The sequence below is a fragment of the Pseudomonas sp. NPDC087185 genome (genome assembly GCF_044744955.1).
Classification (GTDB): domain Bacteria; phylum Pseudomonadota; class Gammaproteobacteria; order Pseudomonadales; family Pseudomonadaceae; genus Aquipseudomonas.
This window is the reverse complement of record NZ_JBIUZK010000011.1, coordinates 117636-136190: the sequence shown is the minus strand read 5'-3', so window position 1 is coordinate 136190 and position 18555 is coordinate 117636. Positions and strand designations below refer to the sequence as shown.

17 protein-coding genes are annotated in these 18555 nt (G+C 62.0%); 7 read left to right on the top strand and 10 right to left on the bottom strand.

Features of this window, described 5'->3' with window-relative positions:
• Positions 1 to 70 precede the first annotated feature (70 nt).
• The 6 genes from ACIPIJ_RS27765 to ACIPIJ_RS27740 are packed head-to-tail and all read left to right on the top strand — an operon-like array spanning position 71 to position 6128.
• Positions 71 to 2986, top strand: a complete 2916-nt coding sequence (locus ACIPIJ_RS27765; protein WP_401083166.1) for a monovalent cation/H+ antiporter subunit A — start codon at positions 71 to 73, stop codon at positions 2984 to 2986.
• A complete protein-coding gene (locus tag ACIPIJ_RS27760; protein ID WP_012315281.1) occupies positions 2986 to 3330 on the top strand; it encodes a Na+/H+ antiporter subunit C in 345 nt (114 codons plus the stop codon). The genes ACIPIJ_RS27765 and ACIPIJ_RS27760 overlap by 1 nt, the downstream gene beginning before the upstream one ends.
• Positions 3327 to 5006 carry a monovalent cation/H+ antiporter subunit D gene (locus ACIPIJ_RS27755; protein WP_401083163.1) on the top strand — a complete coding sequence of 560 codons (1680 nt, stop codon included), beginning with the start codon at positions 3327 to 3329 and terminating at the stop codon, positions 5004 to 5006. The genes ACIPIJ_RS27760 and ACIPIJ_RS27755 overlap by 4 nt, the downstream gene beginning before the upstream one ends.
• A complete protein-coding gene (locus tag ACIPIJ_RS27750) occupies positions 5003 to 5491 on the top strand; it encodes a Na+/H+ antiporter subunit E (protein WP_401083160.1) in 489 nt (162 codons plus the stop codon). The genes ACIPIJ_RS27755 and ACIPIJ_RS27750 overlap by 4 nt, the downstream gene beginning before the upstream one ends.
• Positions 5488 to 5766: a K+/H+ antiporter subunit F gene (locus ACIPIJ_RS27745; protein WP_110639073.1), complete on the top strand. Its 279-nt coding sequence runs from the start codon at positions 5488 to 5490 to the stop codon at positions 5764 to 5766. Before ACIPIJ_RS27750 ends, ACIPIJ_RS27745 begins: the two co-directional genes overlap by 4 nt.
• Complete coding sequence (locus ACIPIJ_RS27740; protein WP_401083157.1) at positions 5763 to 6128, top strand: Na+/H+ antiporter subunit G; 366 nt, start codon at positions 5763 to 5765, stop codon at positions 6126 to 6128. The genes ACIPIJ_RS27745 and ACIPIJ_RS27740 overlap by 4 nt, the downstream gene beginning before the upstream one ends.
• 11 nt (positions 6129 to 6139) lie before the next feature.
• Here ACIPIJ_RS27740 and ACIPIJ_RS27735 read toward each other — a convergent pair whose 3' ends face one another.
• Both ACIPIJ_RS27735 and ACIPIJ_RS27730 read right to left on the bottom strand, forming a co-directional pair.
• Positions 6140 to 6352 (bottom strand): hypothetical protein, encoded by a 213-nt coding sequence (locus tag ACIPIJ_RS27735; protein WP_401083154.1) that lies wholly within the window; start codon positions 6350 to 6352, stop codon positions 6140 to 6142.
• Positions 6349 to 6819: a hypothetical protein gene (locus ACIPIJ_RS27730; RefSeq protein WP_401083152.1), complete on the bottom strand. Its 471-nt coding sequence runs from the start codon at positions 6817 to 6819 to the stop codon at positions 6349 to 6351. Before ACIPIJ_RS27730 ends, ACIPIJ_RS27735 begins: the two co-directional genes overlap by 4 nt.
• Before the next feature lie 307 nt (positions 6820 to 7126).
• On the opposite strand from ACIPIJ_RS27730, the gene ACIPIJ_RS27725 reads away from it, so the two are divergent.
• Positions 7127 to 7312, top strand: coding sequence for a hypothetical protein (locus ACIPIJ_RS27725; protein ID WP_401083149.1), 186 nt, complete (start codon positions 7127 to 7129; stop codon positions 7310 to 7312).
• Positions 7313 to 7318: 6 nt separating this feature from the next.
• Here the strand turns inward: ACIPIJ_RS27725 and ACIPIJ_RS27720 are convergent, their stop codons facing one another.
• The 8 genes from ACIPIJ_RS27720 to ACIPIJ_RS27685 form a co-directional block, all read right to left on the bottom strand.
• On the bottom strand, positions 7319 to 7513 hold the full coding sequence (locus ACIPIJ_RS27720) for a hypothetical protein (RefSeq protein ID WP_401083146.1): 195 nt from the start codon (positions 7511 to 7513) through the stop codon (positions 7319 to 7321).
• A gap of 185 nt (positions 7514 to 7698) precedes the next feature.
• Positions 7699 to 8103, bottom strand: coding sequence for a TraR/DksA C4-type zinc finger protein (locus ACIPIJ_RS27715; RefSeq protein ID WP_016485822.1), 405 nt, complete (start codon positions 8101 to 8103; stop codon positions 7699 to 7701).
• A 251-nt stretch (positions 8104 to 8354) separates the two neighbouring features.
• Positions 8355 to 9128, bottom strand: a complete 774-nt coding sequence (locus ACIPIJ_RS27710) for an enoyl-CoA hydratase (RefSeq protein WP_401083142.1) — start codon at positions 9126 to 9128, stop codon at positions 8355 to 8357.
• 13 nt (positions 9129 to 9141) lie between these two features.
• Positions 9142 to 10269: an acyl-CoA dehydrogenase gene (locus ACIPIJ_RS27705; protein WP_401083139.1), complete on the bottom strand. Its 1128-nt coding sequence runs from the start codon at positions 10267 to 10269 to the stop codon at positions 9142 to 9144.
• Between the two features lie 8 nt (positions 10270 to 10277).
• On the bottom strand, positions 10278 to 11471 hold the full coding sequence (locus tag ACIPIJ_RS27700; protein ID WP_401083136.1) for an acetyl-CoA C-acyltransferase: 1194 nt from the start codon (positions 11469 to 11471) through the stop codon (positions 10278 to 10280).
• A 12-nt stretch (positions 11472 to 11483) separates the two neighbouring features.
• Positions 11484 to 12251 carry an SDR family NAD(P)-dependent oxidoreductase gene (locus ACIPIJ_RS27695; protein ID WP_401083133.1) on the bottom strand — a complete coding sequence of 256 codons (768 nt, stop codon included), beginning with the start codon at positions 12249 to 12251 and terminating at the stop codon, positions 11484 to 11486.
• An 11-nt stretch (positions 12252 to 12262) separates the two neighbouring features.
• On the bottom strand, positions 12263 to 13909 hold the full coding sequence (locus ACIPIJ_RS27690) for an AMP-binding protein (RefSeq protein WP_401083130.1): 1647 nt from the start codon (positions 13907 to 13909) through the stop codon (positions 12263 to 12265).
• 88 nt (positions 13910 to 13997) lie between these two features.
• Positions 13998 to 18497: an NEL-type E3 ubiquitin ligase domain-containing protein gene (locus ACIPIJ_RS27685; protein ID WP_401083127.1), complete on the bottom strand. Its 4500-nt coding sequence runs from the start codon at positions 18495 to 18497 to the stop codon at positions 13998 to 14000.
• Positions 18498 to 18555: the final 58 nt, after the last annotated feature.

Here is an 18555-nt window from a genome sequence, read left to right as displayed (position 1 = left end):
CAGCTTGCGTGTTGGTGATCACCCGTCCGGCACGTATGATCCTAGGCAAATCTTTCCAGAATAGACAGCTATGTCCTTGATAGTGCTACTGCTTCTGCCGTTCGTGGGCAGCTGCCTGGCAGCCGTGCTGCCGCACAACGCACGTAACGCCGAGTCCGTCCTCGCAGGGCTCGTGGCCCTGGTCGGCACCGTCCAGGTAGCACTGCTGTACCCCCAGGTCGCCCATGGCGGCGTCATCCGAGAGGAATTCCTCTGGCTGCCGAGCCTGGGCCTGAACCTGGTCCTGCGCATGGACGGTTTCGCCTGGCTGTTCTCGCTGCTGGTACTGGGCATTGGTACCTTGGTGTCGCTGTATGCGCGCTACTACATGTCGCCACAAGACCCGGTGCCGCGCTTCTTTGCTTTCTTCCTCGCGTTCATGGGTGCCATGCTTGGCCTGGTGATCTCCGGCAACCTGGTCCAGTTGGTGTTCTTCTGGGAACTGACCAGCCTGTTCTCGTTCCTGCTGATCGGTTACTGGCATCACCGTGCCGACGCCCGTCGCGGCGCCTACATGGCCTTGATGGTCACTGGCGCCGGCGGCTTGTGCCTGCTGGTCGGGGCCCTGCTGTTAGGCCATGTGGTCGGCAGCTACGACCTGGACAAGGTCCTGGCTGCTGGCGAAACCGTCCGCCAGCATGCACTTTACCCCGTGCTGCTGCCGCTGATCCTGATCGGCGCCCTGAGCAAGAGTGCGCAGTTTCCCTTCCAGTTCTGGCTTCCCCATGCCATGGCCGCGCCGACACCGGTTTCGGCTTACCTGCATTCGGCGACCATGGTCAAGGCCGGGGTGTTCCTGCTGGCACGGCTGTGGCCCGTGCTATCGGGCAGCGAAGAGTGGTTCTGGATCGTCGGCGGTGCCGGCGCCATTACCCTCCTGCTGGGTGCCTTCGCCGCGATGTTCCAGAATGACCTCAAGGGGCTGCTGGCCTACTCCACCATCAGCCACCTGGGCCTGATAACACTGCTATTGGGCCTGAACAGCCCGTTGGCCGCTGTCGCCGCTGTATTCCACATACTCAACCATGCCACCTTCAAGGCCTCACTGTTCATGGCCGCAGGTATCATCGACCATGAAAGCGGCACCCGTGATATTCGCCGCCTCAGCGGCCTGATCCGCCTGGTGCCCTACACCGCGACACTGGCCATGGTCGCCAGCGCCTCCATGGCGGGCGTGCCGTTGATGAACGGTTTCCTGTCCAAAGAGATGTTCTTCGCCGAAACCGTGTTCATCAGCTCCACCGCCTGGGTCGAAGCCGCGCTGCCGGTGATCGCGACGCTCGCCGGCACCTTCAGCGTTGCCTACGCCCTGCGCTTTACCGTCGACGTGTTTTTTGGCCCCACTGCCCAGGACCTGCCGCACACCCCTCACGAACCGCCACGCTGGATGCGCGCGCCAGTCGAACTGCTGGTGCTCACCTGCCTGGTGGTGGGCATCTTCCCCGCCCAATCGGTCGGCCCGCTGCTGGCCGCCGCAGCCCTGCCAGTCGTCGGCGGCACGCTGCCGGAATACAGCCTGGCCATCTGGCACGGCTGGAACGCCCCGCTGATCATGAGCCTGGTGGCCATGAGCGGCGGTATCGTGCTGTATTTGCTGCTGCGCAACCAGCTGCGCCGTGGTCGCTTCCCCTACCCGCCATTGATCGAGCGCTTCAACGGCAAACGCCTGTTCGAGCACGGCCAGGTGCGCCTGATGCTGCTGGCCCGGCGGATCGAGGCCCTGCTCACCACTCGCCGCCTGCAGTCGCAACTGTTCATGCTGGTACTGGCGGCGTTCCTTGCCGGCCTCACGCCGCTGCTATACAGCGGCCTGACCTGGGGTGACCGGCCGAAAATCCCAGGCTCCGGCGTGTTCGTTGCGCTCTGGCTCATCGCCATTGCCTGCGCCATTGGCGCCGCCTACCAGGCCAAGTACCACCGCCTGGCAGCCTTGATCATGGTCGGCGTCTGCGGGCTAATGACCTGCATCACCTTTGTCTGGTTCTCCGCGCCCGATCTGGCCTTGACCCAGCTGGTCGTCGAGGTGGTGACCACGGTGCTGATCCTGCTCGGCTTGCGTTGGCTGCCGCGGCGTATCGAAGGTGTCTCGCCGCTGCCCGGGAGCCTCGACCGCGCCCGCATACGCCGCCTGCGCGACCTGTTGCTGGCAGTCCTCGTCGGCGCCGGCATGGCGTTGCTTTCCTACGCCATGCTGACCCGCCCAACACCCAACGACATTTCCTCGTTCTATCTGAGCCGGGCCCTGCCACAGGGCGGCGGCACCAACGTGGTCAATGTGATGCTGGTGGACTTCCGCGGCTTCGATACCCTCGGCGAAATCACCGTACTGGTCGCCGTGGCTATTACCGTATTCGCCCTGCTGCGCCGCTTCCGACCGCCCAAGGAGAGCATGCAGTTGCCGGCCCAACAGCGCCAGCTGGCGCCAGACGTGGTCACCGACCTGATCAACCCGCGCCACGCCACCGACACCGCACTGGGCTTCATGATGGTACCTGCGGTGCTGGTGCGCCTGCTGCTGCCGATTGCATTGCTGGTTTCGATGTACCTGTTCATGCGCGGCCACAACCAACCGGGCGGCGGTTTCGTCGCTGGCCTGGTGATGTCTGTGGCGTTCATCCTCCAGTACATGGTTGCCGGCACTCAGTGGGTCGAGGCCCAGATGAGCCTGCGGCCGCTGCGGTGGATGGGTACGGGGCTGCTGTGCGCGACCTTGACCGGGGCCGGCGCCATGCTGCTGGGCTACCCGTTCCTGACCACCCATACCGCCCACTTGCACCTGCCGCTGCTTGGCGATGTGCACGTGGCCAGTGCGCTGTTCTTCGATATCGGCGTATACACCGTGGTAGTGGGCTCGACCCTGCTGATCCTCACCGCCCTGGCGCACCAGTCGGTGCGCGCCTACCGCCCAGGCACATCGTCGAAAACCAGCCAAGCAGGAGCCGCCTGATGGAAGAAGTCATTGCAGTCGCCATCGGTGTACTGGCCGCCTCGGGAGTGTGGCTGATTCTGCGCCCCCGGACCTACCAGGTGATCATGGGCCTGTGCCTGCTGTCCTACGGCGTCAACCTGTTCATATTCAGCATGGGCAGCCTGTTCATCGGCAAGGAGCCGATCATAAAAGAGGGCGTGACCCAGGATCTGCTGCACTACACCGACCCGCTGCCCCAAGCGCTGGTGCTCACCGCCATCGTCATCAGCTTTGCCATGACCGCGTTGTTTCTGGTGGTACTGCTGGCATCGCGCGGCCTGACCGGCACCGACCATGTGGACGGCCGGGAGCGTGACGAGTGAGCGTAATGAGCCAACTGATCGTCGCCCCCATCCTGCTACCGCTGCTGACGGCGGCGGTGATGCTGCTGCTGGGCGAGAAGCATCGCCCGCTCAAGGCGCGTCTCAACTTGCTGTCGACCTTCGGTGGCCTGGTGATTGCGGTCAGCCTGCTGCTGTGGGTACGCACACAGGGCCAGGCTGAATCGATCGGCGTCTACCTGCCAGGCAACTGGCCCGCGCCCTTCGGCATCGTACTGGTGCTGGACCACCTTTCGGCACTGTTGTTGACCCTGACCGGGGTCATTGGCATCAGCGCCCTGCTGTTCGCCCGCGCCCGCTGGGACAGCGCCGGCGCCAGCTTCCATGCGTTGTTCCAGATCCAGCTGATGGGGCTTTATGGTGCGTTCCTGACCGCTGACCTGTTCAACCTGTTCGTATTCTTCGAAGTCCTGCTGGCGGCGTCCTACGGCCTGCTGCTGCACGGCTCCGGGCGGGCGCGGGTGCGCTCAGGCCTGCATTACATCGCCATCAACTTGTTCGCCTCATCCCTGTTCCTGGTGGGCGCGGCGATGCTCTACGGTGTGACTGGCACCTTGAATATGGCTGACCTGGCGCTCAAGGTGCCGCTGGTGCCGGAAGCCGACCGCGGGCTACTGCACGCCGGGGCGGCGATCCTGGCCATGGCGTTTCTGGCCAAGGCCGGTATCTGGCCGCTGAATTTCTGGCTGGTACCGGCCTATTCCTCGGCCAGTGCGCCGGTGGCCGCCTTGTTCGCCATCATGACTAAGGTCGGCCTGTATGCCGTATTGCGCCTGTGGACCTTGCTGTTCTCCGGGCAGGCCGGTGCCTCGGCCCACTTCGGTGGCCAATGGCTGATCTACGGTGGCCTGGTCACCCTGGCCGTGGCTGCCGTGTCGATCCTGGCCGCGCAACGCCTAGAGCGCATGGCGGCACTGAGCATTCTGGTCTCAGCCGGCACCCTTCTTGGCGCCGTCGGCTTTGCTCAACCAGCACTGACTGGCGCGGCATTGTTCTACCTGGTGAACTCGACCCTGGCACTGTGCGCGCTGTTCCTGCTCGCCGAACTGGTCGAACGCTCGCGCTCGGCCAATGAGGCACCGCTGGACGAAGAAGAGGATGCGATGCCGTCACCGCTCGAGTCGCTGCACCCACCCAAAGGCATCAACCTCGACGATGAACAGAAGGCGGTCATCGGGCAGATCATCCCCTGGACCATGGCGTTCCTTGGTCTGAGCTTCATCGCCTGCGCACTGTTGATCATCGGCATGCCGCCGCTGTCGGGTTTCGTCGGCAAGCTGAACCTGATCAGCGCGCTATTCAACCCGCTGGGGTTGGGCGTTGCGGCGGAACAACCTTTGACTGCGACCGGCTGGGCGCTGGTTACCCTGCTCATTCTGTCGGGCATGGCCTCGCTGATCGCCTTTGGCCGGGTGGGTATCCTGCGCTTCTGGAAACCCGAAGAGCGCCCCGCGCCCCTGCTGCGACGCTACGAATGCCTGCCCATCGTGATTCTGCTCGGGCTCTGCATCATCCTCAGTTTCCGGGCAGAACCCTTGCTGCGTTACACCCAGGACACCGCCGCGAGCCTGCAGTCGCCAGAGACCTACATCAAGGCGGTCATGGCTGCACGCCCCATTCCAGGGCCCACCACACTCGACGTACAGGTGCAGCCATGAACCGACTGCTCCCCGCGCCACTGCTGTCGGTTGCGCTGTTCGCCCTGTGGCTACTGCTGAACCTGTCAGTCAGCCCCGGCAACCTGTTGCTCGCTGCCGCGCTCGCCATTCTCGCGCCCCTGCTGATGGCACCGCTACGCCCTCAGCACGCGCATGTGCGCCGGCCATGGGCGGTGGCAAAACTGATTGGCCGGGTGGGCATCGATGTGATCCAGTCCAATCTGCAGGTCGCGCTCGGTGTGCTGCGTGCCAAGCAAAGGCCGCCACGCTCGGCCTTCGTGCACATTCCGCTGGACCTGCGCGACACCCATGGCCTGGCTGCACTGTCGATGATCACCACCGTGGTACCCGGTACAGTCTGGTCGGAACTGGCACTGGACCGCAGCGTGCTGCTGCTGCATGTGTTCGATCTGCAGGATGAGGCCGCATTCATCGAGCACTTCAAAAACACCTACGAACGCCCGCTGATGGAGATCTTCGAATGACAGGCCTGCTCGCCAATGCAGTCCTCGCCAGCCTGTTCATCTTTGCCCTGGCCATGGGCCTGGCACTGATCCGGCTGTTTCGCGGCCCTTCTGCCCAGGACCGGGTACTGGCGCTGGACTATCTGTACATCCTGGGCATGCTGATGATGCTGGTGTTGGGCATCCGCTATGCCAGCGATACCTACTTCGAAGGTGCCTTGCTGATTGCACTGTTTGGCTTTGTCGGTTCGTTCGCGCTGGCCAAGTTCCTGCTGCGTGGTGAGGTGATCGAATGAACGGGGTTGTTGAACTGCCACTCTGGCTGGAGCTTGTCACCGCCGCCCTGCTGCTGCTTGGCAGCCTGTTCGCCTTGATCGGGGCCATTGGTTTGCTGCGCCTCAAAGACTATTTCCAGCGCATGCACCCGCCCGCACTGGCCTCGACCATCGGCGCCTGGTGCGTTGCCCTGGCTTCGATCATCTACTTTTCGTGGCTCAAGCAAAGCCCGGTGTTACACGCCTGGCTGATCCCGATCCTGCTGTCGATCACCGTGCCGGTCACCACACTGCTGTTGGCCAGGGCAGCACTGTTCCGCAAGCGGATGTCAAAGGAAGCGGTACCCGAAGAGGTCAGCAGCGGACGCGATCGCGGCAACTGATCAGCGGCGCCTCACCCCTGGGTGAGGCGTTGCAACTCACGCCGAACCATGGCGGCATAGGCCGGCGGGCTGAGCTGATAGAGCTGGGCCGCCACCCAGGCCAGCCATGCCCCTTGCATCTCATCGCGCCGAGCCAAGAGCTGCTCGGCCTTGGCGGCGGCTTGCGCCTGGTGCTGCCGATGAAACGCGGCACGGGTGCCAGGAAGCGCTTCACCGTCGCTCATTCACTGGCCTTGAAGGTGGTCAACTCGCCCTTGCGCCATTTTGCGACCTTGCCGGTCACCGCCTTGAGCAATTTCCCCAGGCCTTCCTGCACTTGCTCCTGAGCGGCAAACACCAGCATCACGCCCTGGCCTTCGCGGAACACGATACCTTCGCCTTCCGGCACTGAAACAAAGGCGTAGTCACCCACACCGTAAACATTCAGTTTGATTTCGCGAAAGCGCATTTCCAGTTTGCCGCCTTCGCGGCTGGGCAATACGGCAGCGCGGAAGTGATCGCCAACCTTCAGCTCCAGACGCTGCTTGTCATCGACCACCAATGCGCTATCGGTATCGATTTCGGCCATGTACAGGCCTTCTGGGTTCTGCTCGGTGACATAGACGAAACGGCCCTGAAACAGCTTGGCCAACTTGCCGCGCAAGTCGCCCAGGGCGAACAGGGCGTGGGTATCCAGAGTACTGACTGCCAATGAAGTAATCCTCAAACCGGTGACATCCGCCCTCACCCGGAGTCGGTGAGGCGCGGTCATTTCAATTCGATAGGCGAAAAGAGTAATAGTGAGATGTGCAACACGTCTGCGCCCGCTGGCGATACAGCTTGCAGGAAAACTTACTCCGGCTTGCCAGACTTGGACTCAACATAGGCTTTAGGCACATTCCCCAATTGGGAAGCGTAATGTCTTACAACTACTCAGCCAGAAAAAATGCGATAGATAGCAGCAGGCCCCCCGGCAGAGCGGGCTACGTAATCCAACAGCGCATTACTAGGGAAGAAATATGCACGAAAACACCGAAATCCGTCGAGAGGCAAACGACATTTCTTATCTCTCGAAACCCCGTTACGTGGTAATACCCGCAGGCATCAAGTTCTTCCATGTCACCGACAGCGCCACCGGCCAGGTCAAGGGTTTTCGCCGTCGGCACCTTGACGCCTGTGAGCTCGCGAGAAACCTGGAGTACTGAGCCTACTCAGGCGGCCTGCACCTTCTCCAGTTGCTGCAGCCAGGCTGCCTGACACTCCAGCGCCTCGCCACGGGTAGCAAACGCAGTACCCCGGCGCTCGCCATTGACCAGCACCACCCAACATACCCGCCGGCCCAGTGCCTGCAGGGTCGCAGGCACTCCAGAGCCAATCATCACGGCTACATCGACTCGGCTATTCATCATTCCCTCCGGAACTTAATTAGCAACCTAACGATATAGCCATCATACCCCCGCCACCACGCCGAAAACAGCCAACGTTGGTATAGGCCTATTGCGTATTGAGCAATGATCCTGCCCTTGGCCAAACCCGGCAAACGCAAAAAGCCCCAAGGATCGCTCCATGGGGCCTGGCACGTAACGCTCGATCAGACCTGGCGCTGGTGGCGGTCGAGTTGCTCGTGGCGCTCCTGGGCTTCAATGCAGTACTTGGTGGTCGGGCTGATCAGCAAACGCTTCAGGCCAATCGGCTCACCACTGTCATCGCACCAGCCGAAGCTCTCGTCGGAGATACGGTCCAGCGCCATTTCCAGCTGTGGCAGCAAGCGCTGGTCACGGTCGATGGCATTGACCAGCCAGCTACGCTCTTCTTCGACCGAGGCCACGTCAGCAGGGTCCGACGGAGTGTCCAGGCCCTCGATGGTGGCACGGCTCAGCTCGATGCGCTCATGGGTTTCGACTTTCATCGACTGCAGCAGGCCAGTGAAGAAGGCCAGCTGATCAGCGTTCATGTAGTCATCGGCCGACATGGCCAGCAACTGTTCCTTGGTCATCGATTTCTCTATGAAAAAATGTGCATTTGGGCGATTCAGGTGCCGCCGACGCAACGCATCGGCAGCGGAATTTTTCAAGCGCCAACCGGCACTCTTTTACAGGGGGCGGCAGTCTAAGGCTCCACGTCGCATGGAGCAACTGCAATCACGGGGGATTTTGACTGAAAGGGCATCGATTCCGCTAGCCGGTGTGCCTTTACCTGTTTCAAGACATGACTTGGACAGGGCGCTGCAAGCAGCGCCCTGGTCTCTCAACGATCCTTGAACTGCACCTCGCGCTTGGCGATGAAGGCATCCATGCCCTCTTTCTGGTCTTCGGTGGCGAAGGCGGCATGGAACACGCGACGCTCGAAGCGCACGCCCTCGCTGAGGGTGACCTCGAAGGCGCGATTGACGCTTTCCTTGACCATCATGCTCACCGGGATCGATTTGCTGGCGATGGTGGCGGCCACCTTCAGCGCTTCCTCGATCAACTCGGCCTGCGGCACCACCCGTGCAACAAGGCCTGCGCGTTCGGCTTCTTCCGCCCCCATCAGGCGCCCGGTCAGGCACAGCTCCATGGCCTTGGCCTTGCCCACGGCCCGCGTCAGGCGCTGAGTGCCGCCCATGCCTGGCAACACGCCGAGGTTGATCTCCGGCTGGCCGAACTTGGCGTTGTCGCCCGCCAGAATGAAGTCGCACATCATCGCCAGCTCGCAACCACCGCCCAGGGCGAAGCCGGCCACCGCAGCAATGATCGGTTTGCGTCGGTTGGCAATCCGGTCGGCATCGCTGAACAGGTCGTCGACGTAGATCTGCGGGTACGTCAGCTCGGCCATTTCCTTGATGTCGGCGCCGGCTGCAAACGCCTTGGCTGAGCCGGTCAGCACCACGCAGCCGATGTTCGGGTCGCGCTCGAGCTGGTCCAGGGCCTGGTTGATCTCGCCGACAATCTGCGCATTGAGCGCATTCAGCGCCTGGGGCCGGTTGAGGGTGATCAGGCCGACCTTGCCGTGGATGTCCAACAGGATGGTTTCGAATGCCATGCAGGCTGCTCCTTCAAAGATTGCGCGCAATGACCATGCGCTGAATGTCGCTGGTGCCTTCGTAGATCTGGCAGACCCGTACGTCGCGGTAGATCCGCTCCAGCGGGAAGTCGCTCAGATAGCCATAACCGCCCAGGGTCTGCAAGGCATCCGAACAGACCTTTTCGGCCATTTCCGAGGCAAACAGCTTGGCCATCGAGGCTTCCACCAGCGCCGGCCGCCCAGCATCACGCAGCGCGGCGGCGTGCAGCACCATCTGCCGGGCCACGGCAATGCGCGTGGCCATGTCGGCCAGGCGGAAGGCCACCGCCTGGTGCTCGATCAGCGGCTTGCCGAAGCTCTGCCGCTCGTGGGCGTAGTCGCGGGCCACCTCGAATGCCGCGCGGGCCATGCCGACCGACTGCGACGCAATGCCGATACGCCCGCCTTCAAGATTGGCCAGGGCGATCTTGTAGCCCTGCCCTTCTTCACCCAGGCGATTGGCGACCGGCACCCGCACGTTATCAAAGACGATCTGACAGGTGTCCGAGGCATGCTGGCCGAGCTTGTCTTCTACTCGCGCCACCTGGTAACCCGGCGAATCGGTAGGCACGATAAACGCCGTGATGCCGCGCTTGCCGGCCTGCGGATCGGTGACGGCGAAGACGATCACCACGCCGGCATTCTGCCCGGAGGTGATGAATTGCTTGCTGCCATTGAGCACGTAGTGGTCGCCATCGAGGCGTGCGCGAGTCTTCAGGCTGCTGGCGTCAGACCCCGCCTGCGGCTCGGTCAGTGCAAAGGCACCGATCATCGAGCCGCTGGACAGCGGAACAAGGAACTGCTGCTTTTGCTGTTCAGTGCCAAATTTGAGGATCGGTACGCACCCCACCGAGTTGTGCACGCTCATGATGGTCGAACAGGCACCATCGCCCGCCGCGATCTCTTCCAGGGCCATGGCATACGCTACGTAACCCGTATCGCTGCCACCGTACTGCTCCGGCACCAGCATGCCGAACAGGCCCAAGGCGGCCATCTCGTCGATGGCCTCACGCGGGAAACGGTGCTCCTTGTCCCACTGCTCGGCGAACGGTTTAAGGCGTTCCTGGGCAAAATCACGGACAGCGTCGGCGATTTGTTGTTGCTCGTCAGTTACCAGCATGGTTCACCTCAGTACAGGCATTCGACGGCGATGGCCGTAGCCTCGCCACCGCCGATGCAGATGGCCGCCACCCCGCGGCGCAGGTTGTTCTGGCGCAGGGCCGAAAGCAGCGTCACCAGGATGCGCGCGCCCGAGGCGCCGATCGGATGGCCCAGCGCGCAGGCGCCGCCATGAATATTGACCTTGTCGTGTGGGAGGTCGAGGTGCTTCATGGCCGCCAGGGTGACCACAGCGAACGCTTCGTTGATTTCGAACAGGTCGACTTCGGCCAGGTTCCAGCCGGTACGCTTCATCAGCTTGTCGATAGCGCCAATCGGCGCGGTGGGGAACAGGGCCGGGGCATCGGCAAAAGCAGCATGGCCATGAATCACGGCCAGCGGTTTGAGGCCGCGCTTGTCGGCTTCGGAACGGCGCATGAGCACCAATGCTGCAGCACCGTCAGAGATCGAACTGGCGTTAGCGGCGGTCACGGTACCGCCTTCACGGAAGGCTGGCTTGAGCTGCGGGATCTTGTCCAGGCGCGCCTTGGGCGGCTGTTCGTCATCCTTGATCAGGCGCTTCTCCTTGCCCTCGGTGACTTCCACTGGAACGATCTCGGCGGCGAAACGGCCGTTCTTGATCGCATCCTGGGCGCGGGTCAGCGAGGTGATGGCGAACTGATCCTGGGCTTCCCGGCTGAAGGCACCTGCCTGGGCGCAGTCCTCGGCAAAGGTGCCCATCAAGCGACCTTTATCGTAAGCGTCTTCAAGGCCGTCCATGAACATGTGGTCGATGATCTTGCCATGGCCCATGCGATAGCCGCCGCGCGCCTTGTCCAGCAGGTAAGGGGCATTGGTCATGCTCTCCATGCCGCCCGCCACCACCACGTCGGCCGTGCCGGCCAGCAACAGGTCGTGGGCCATGATCGCCGCCTGCATGCCCGAACCGCACATCTTGTTCAGGGTGGTGCAGGTGGTGTGCTTGTCCAGGCCTGCACCGAGTGCGGCCTGGCGCGCGGGGGCCTGCCCCTGGCCTGCCGGCAGGACGCAACCGAACAGTACCTGCTCGACGCTGGCAGCATCGATACCGGCACGCTCGACGGCGGCGCGGATCGCCGCGCCGCCCAGTTGCGGTGCAGTGAGGCTCTTGAGGTCACCCTGCAGGCCGCCCATGGGCGTGCGCACGGCGCTGACGATGACAATCGGGTCGTTGGCGAGGGTCATGTTCATTTCTCCTTACTTGGCAGCCATGCGCAGCGCGCCGTCGAGGCGGATCACCTCGCCATTGAGCATGCTGTTCTCGATGATGTGGCGAGCCAATGCCGCGTATTCCTGCGGGCGGCCCAGGCGCGGCGGGAACGGTACGCCGGCGGCCAGGGAGTCACGCACTTCCTGGGTCATGCCCGCCATCATCGGCGTCTCGAAGATGCCGGGGGCGATGGTCATCACGCGAATACCGAAGCGCGCCAGTTCACGGGCCGCCGGTAGCGTGAGGCTGGCAATCGCGCCTTTGGATGCAGCATAGGCGGCTTGGCCGATCTGCCCATCATAGGCTGCGATGGAGGCGGTATTGATGATCACGCCACGCTCCCCGCCCTCGTCAGCCTGGCCCTCGGCCATCGCTGCCGCCACCAGGCGCAGCAGGTTGAAGCTGCCGATCAGGTTGACGTTGATGACCTTGGCAAAGCTGGCCAGGCCATGCGGTCCCTGCTTGCCCAAAACCTTCTCGGCACCGACGATGCCGGCGCAATTGACCAGGCCATGAATGCTGCCAAAAGCACTGACAGCAGCGTCGACCGCAGCCTTGGCGGCCTGTTCGTCACTGATGTCGGCGACCGCGAAACGGGCGTTGCCACCCAGTTCACCGGCCTTGGCTTCGACGGCTTGGGCATTGAGGTCGACCAGCATGACCTTGGCGCCCGCGTCGACCAGCATCTGCGCGGTGGCGGCACCCAGCCCGGAAGCCCCGCCGCTGACGATGAAGTGTTTATTGTTGATCTGCATGGAGTGGTCCCTCAGGCGCTGGCGCGTTTGGCCGGCTGCGCTTGTTGTTTGGCGATTTCCTGATTGCGCAGGATGAAGCGTTGCAGCTTGCCGCTCGGCGTTTTCGGCAACTCGCTGACGAATTCGATTTCACGCGGGTAGGCGTGGGCATACAGGCGTTGACGCACATGCTGACGCAGTGCTTCCTCCAGTTCCGCTGTGCCTGGTACACCTTTGGCCAGCACCACGAAGGCCTTGATCAACTCGGTGCGCTCCGGGTCGGGCTTGCCGATCACCGCCGCCTCGATCACCGCCGGGTGCTCGATCAGTGCGCTTTCCACATCGAAAGGTCCAACCCGGTAACCGGAGGTAGTGATCACGTCGTCACTGCGGCCGACAAAGCTGATGCTCCCATCGGCGTTGAGCTCGACGGTATCGCCGCTGAGGTAGTACTTGCCCACAAACGATCGAGTGGGTACGCCGTGATAGCCGCCAAACCAGCACAAGGGCGACTGCTCACGGTCGACGGCCAGAATCCCGGGCTGTCCGACCGACAGCTCCGCGCCCTGCTCATCGAGCACGACGATACGGTGGCCAGGAATGGCAAAACCGGCAGACCCGAGGTGTACAGGGTGCTTCAAGCCATGGTGATTGCACAGCACCATGCCCAGTTCGGTTTGGCCGTAGTGATCGTGGATGGTCACACACAGTTCGTCGGCGAACCAGCGGATGACCTCCGGATTGAGGGGCTCACCGGCACTGCTGACAACGCGCAGGCGGCCTTTGATTGGCGCGGAAAACTCGCTGCCCGCAGCGATCAGCAACCGATAAGCCGTTGGCGAACCGGCCAAATTGCTGATGCCGAGTTTATTGATGATGCGCGCACAGCTCTCGACGCTGAACGGGCCATCGTAGAAGGTCGTGGCGTGGCCCAGCGACAAGGGGCCGGTGACTGCGTAATAGAGGCCATATGCCCAACCCGGATCAGCCAGGTTCCAGAAGGTGTCTTCCGGGCGCAGATCAATGGCATCGCGCATGTAGCCCTGGAAGGCGACGATGGCGCGCAGCGGCACTTCAAGGGGTTTGGCAGGGCCCGTGGTGCCCGAGGTGAACATCAACAGGAAAGGGTCGTCCCCCGTGCGCATGACAGGTTCACATTCACCCGCGACGTCTTCAAGGCTCGCGTGGAAATCCAGCTCGCCAGGGCGTGCCTGCACGGTGATGATCGTCGGGCAATCACCCACTTCATCCAACTTGGCGCGGTTGTGCTGGTCGGTCACGACGATGCGCGCTGCGGATTGCTCCAGGCGATGTTCGATGGCCTTGGGGCCGAAGGCTGTGAACAGCGGCTGGTAGACCGCACCCAGGCGCCAGGTGGCGAGGATGGTCACCAGCAGCTCGGGGGTGCGTGGCATCAAGCCTGCGACACGGTCGCCCACGCCTACGCCATGAGCCCGAAGTACATTGGCAAAGCGCGCCGCAAAGGCAGCAAGCTCATCGAAGGTGTACCGCTTGCTGTCGGCATCGCGGCCTTCCCACAGCAGCGCCAGCTTGCCGCTACCCACATGGCGATCGCAGCATTCGACGCAAGCATTGAGGGCCGTCAATTGCCCTTGCAGCGCTGCGCGGGCAGCCTGGGCATGGTCGAACGAACGGGCGGCATCGGCGTATTCACGCATCGTCAGACTCCTGGTTCTTATTGTTGGAGTGCACCATTGGTCTGACGATGTTGTCGCTACATGCCCTGTCGGGCAATGGCCAAAGCTGTCATTCTGGATGACCGGTTTGGTCGACAGATGGCAGTGCTGGATCCGCTTCGGCTTTCAGGATGGAGGTTGTAAAGCTGAGGGCCAAACGGGTCCTCCCGTATTCAAGTTCTTTCTTCACCGCATCGCTTTGATCTTTATAGTGTTGGCTGGTCAATTCAGACTGCCGGGCATCCAGCCCTTCTTGTTTCTTATGAGCTTGCCCGAGGGCAGCAGCAAACTCATCCGGGTGTTGCTTTTCCAACCATTGGGCCCAGAACGTCTGCTGGCTCAAGAAAGCGGCCTTCGCTTCGACCGTTTCCGCCTTCTTCACAAAGTCCCGTGCGGCCTCGATATCCGCGCTGCTGACGTTAGCTATCGAACCAAACAACATCGAGCTCGGCTGGCTTGGCAAATTCATCTCTTTGGCCAGCTGCAACCGAAAGTAAAGGCTGACCTCGATGGCATCCAGGTTGGGGTTGCCCACGGTCTTTTCGGCGATGTAGTTGCCGATATGTTCCCTGAGCAGTGTAAGCCGGAACATGCCCTGGCCCAGCTTCAGCAACGCTTCCTGCTCCCCGGCCCCAAAGCGCTTCGCATTGTTCACGCTGGCGAGCAGATGCAACTCGCTGAAGCGATCGGCAACATCATCTGCGCAGGTGACATTTTCAAGTGCATGCGCATTCACATCCTCGACCAGCACATCATCGGTGTCCATGGCATCAAGCAACGCCCACACACGCGTCATGAGCTCACTTCGATGGGTCCGATAATCGCTGCTCTGTTGCAGTCTCCTCAGGATCTCTTTCAATTCCCCGTTGCTTTGCCCGGCGAACAATCGATCCCACCTTGCCCCACGCGCTTCGGCCTGCTCACCCGTCACCCAGATCTTTCGGGCAGGCAACAGCTCAGAGGCGGGTTGTGGGGCGGGCGGATGGGCAGGCGCGGGGCGCGCATACAGGCGCTCCAGTTGCGCTATCTCAATTGCGTTCCGATCCAGCAGAATCGAGGCACGAAATATATACGGCATTGCCTGGATGGCTGGCGGTACGTTGATCAGGTTATTGGCGCTCAGGTCGATCCAGCGCAGCAGGCGACACTGCTCCAGCCCTATTGGCCATTCCAGCAGCCCGCACAACCTCACGTTCAGAAGCCTCAGCCCTGATGCCCAATTGCCTAAGGTCAAACTGCGAATCGACGGATTGAAGCTGAGGTTCATATCCTGCAGACGGGTCAGTGAGCTGAGCACCTCAGATGCGCGCTCGCCGTTGTGAATACCGTTGTAGGAAAGGTCCAGTTTTTCAAGAAATCGCAGATGCCGAATCCCGACCGGTAGCGCCTCCAGGCGGTTGCGCGACATGTTCAGACGGCGAAGGTGCCCGAAGCAGCTGAAGAAGGCGTCGGGAACCGCCTGCAGGTTGGTATTGACCATTGCCAGTGAGGTGACGTGATGGAAGTCGATCGCGGCGTCCAGCTCAGGCAGGCTGGTCACACGATGGCCGCTCAGGTCAACAACAAAGCCGCGCACAGCATCCTCTTGGACATCGATCGGCAATTGTCTGCGCCAAGCCTGTTGCAGGCTTTGCGCAAGCATGCGACGCGCTGCCTGTTCGCCTTGTGGACCATCAACGATCCACGTGGCCAGCCGACTGTCGAGCATATGATAGTTCTGCTCTTCTTGCATCAGGGCTGCGTATGGGTTGGCAGCATCCAGAATGCGATTCAAATGCTCATCGATCTGCCTCGGAGTATCACCCTGATAGAGCCTGGCCAACCGCCGCCGAACCCTCCAGCCCGGCCCTCGCTCATTGGAAATGCTGCCGCCCAGCGGATACCCTACACGGCCATCGCCTAAACGCTGCCCCGGATTGAACCAACCCAGCTGCTCCTGCCAGGCCAATTGTCTCACCAACTTCTGCCGGCCAGTTGGCAGCAAATTGACGACCTGCCGCCGCAGCTCGCCAGCCTGATCATCGCTGCCCAGGCTGAGGGCGGCTTTCTGTTCCGATGTCAGTAACGTGACGATGGCCTGGAAGACGTCATCAGGCGCACTGCTCTGCTCAGCGAGCTCCAGGCCGTTCGTGTCATACAGCACAAATGCGCGCTCCTTGCGTGCCAGTATGACCCGATCAGCCTCCGGCGCTTGCGCGTTGAGCACTGCCAGCAGGCGCCCTTCTGCCGAGCCAAAGCGCAATTCCACGCGCTTCTTGAAAGACCAATGGTCAAGCCGCGAAAGCAACCCCAGCGCCAACTCGCCGCTTTCATCGCTGTACGCGCTGCGCAGCATCACGCCTTGCACTGCATGATTCAGCCTGGCTAGCTGAAGCAGGGAACGCGCCTTGGTCGCGACTGGCAACGGCAGCCGTTCCAGCAACGCGAACTCTTCTCGCTCGTCGGCGGTGACCTGACTGGCCAAGTCGCTGGCATAATCGTTTGGCAAACCAGCGAAATCGCGTTTGAGCACCCGCACGACCGGGTCAGTACCTGACTCCACAGATGTCAGAAAATCGAACAGGTCATGGCGTAGTTCGCTCTGTTGCTCGAGGATAGCCGCAGAACGCTCGGCACCGTCCCTCTCGGCTAAGCCGGGGCGTGTCTTGCACCACTCGAGCAGGGCCTGGTCTTCGACCTCGGTCGCGCCGGTGGCCACAGCGCTGAAGAAACGCTCGATCCGTTCATCTGCCTCGAAACGGCGCAGTGTTTCGCGCAGGTTGGCCGGCAAGGTGCGGTTATCCACCAGGATGCCACGCAGTTCGTCCACATCGCTGCAGCTCGCCTGCAGCACCTGCTGGGCGCGCGCCTGATCAAGGGGGGGCTCTTGCGGCCAAAGGCGGGCGAGCATCTGCTGTGCATCATTCCAGTTCATGGGCGAGTCGTCAGGCAGCAGCCACAGGCGCTCGGCGTTGCGCTGCAGCACCGGCCCATAAGCATGCGGCTGGTCCGGATGAACCAGCCGCCAGGCCCCACTTTCACTCGGCTGATGCACCTCGTAGTGGTGCTCGCCGGCCCTTAGCCAACGGCGTTTGCCGCTAATGAACAGGCCATCTGCCCCCATGATCGCGTCGTCAGGCAACTCGCGCTCGTAGATACTCAGGTCGCCGGTCCACAGCCCCTGGGTGTCATCGTCCAACGCGACGGCTTCCAGGCCATCGACCAGCACTTTGTTGACAACACGACCTACAACGGCGCCACTGCCCACCCCCACCGCCGTGGCGGAAGCGATTTGCGCCACGTTCAGTGCATGCTGCAACGCCTCGTGTTCATGCCCCTTGGTCCAGTCTGCAACCCCTTCGAACACCTCGGTGCAAATATCCTTGACCAACGCCCCCAGCAGCACGACGCCTACCGCCGGAATGAAGAATCCAGCCAGCCCGGCCAGCCCCCAGCCAAGCGACTTCCAGTCCTCCAGGCGTTTACGGCTGGCCTCGGTATCGGCGTCTGCGGTAGGTACAAGCAGTACTTTGGCATCTGCGCGCGCACGTTCGATCTGCTCATCCACCCAGCACGTAAAGACAGTGCCCTGACCGGTTTTGCCTTCAAGTTCCAGATCGGGTGCTGTATCCATCGAGCGCAATTGCAGCAGACGGAAAAACGCGTTTCGCTCATTGAGTGCAATCAACTGCAAGAACGCTCGCAGACAACCCTCACGCTTCAAGTCGGTGACCATTTCAGCTTGCAAGTCCTGCGTGGAACTGTGCCAGCGCAGTGGATTGGCAGCGTCACAAGGCATGTATGTAACGACGCCGGCACTGTCGCCATCGGCAGTTTTCAACTGGATAATCAACGCCTCATGAACATGCATGCCCAGCATGGACATGAGCCCTGGATACGCCGTGAGCCTGGGCTCAGTGCTGGTGGCGCTTGAGCTATCGGCATAGTGCGCCAGTGCGGTTCTTACATCGCTGTTGATCTTGCCTTTGAGAAACGCGACATGCACGGCCAGCTTGAATCCCGCCAGTTTGTCCGAGACCAGCAGTGCCTTGTTAGGGGTGAAATGTTGATCCAGCAGGGTCAGGTACTGTTTTCCGGCATCCAGCTGGCGGCATGCTGCAATCCATTGCGCTGTGTTGCCAATCACCCCCTCATCATCACGGTTGATGACCAAACCACTGCCGCTCAATGGCGTGGCACCTGCGGCAAAGTTCTGCATCAGGCGCGGCAGCGCTGGCTGTACTTCAAAAGCGTCCTCGAGGTGGGGAACTGATTGCCCGACCTCGTCGCGAACCTTTCTTCGCCACTGCAGTGTGTTCAGTGTCTGCCCACTTGGCAGCAGGCTGGCCAGGGCCTTGGAGAACGTGCTCTCGGCGAACGCCTGGAGGGGCACTGCTGCCTGGGTCGCGCGGGCCGCGGCTAGCTGGGTGGCTCGATGGCTGGCGATCAATACCCGCAACGTGTAGATGTTCGCGGCAGAGGCAGCGCTGATCCATTCAGGGAGCGATTGGGTGAAAGTGTCAGCGGCGCCCTGCAGATCGTTGGCGGTGACGCTGTCGCGGGTACTGGGTACAGCCGGAAATGTTCGCATGAGGAACCCTCTGTTCTGATGAGAGGGCACAATCTTTCACTCATTCCGGCAAAGCTTC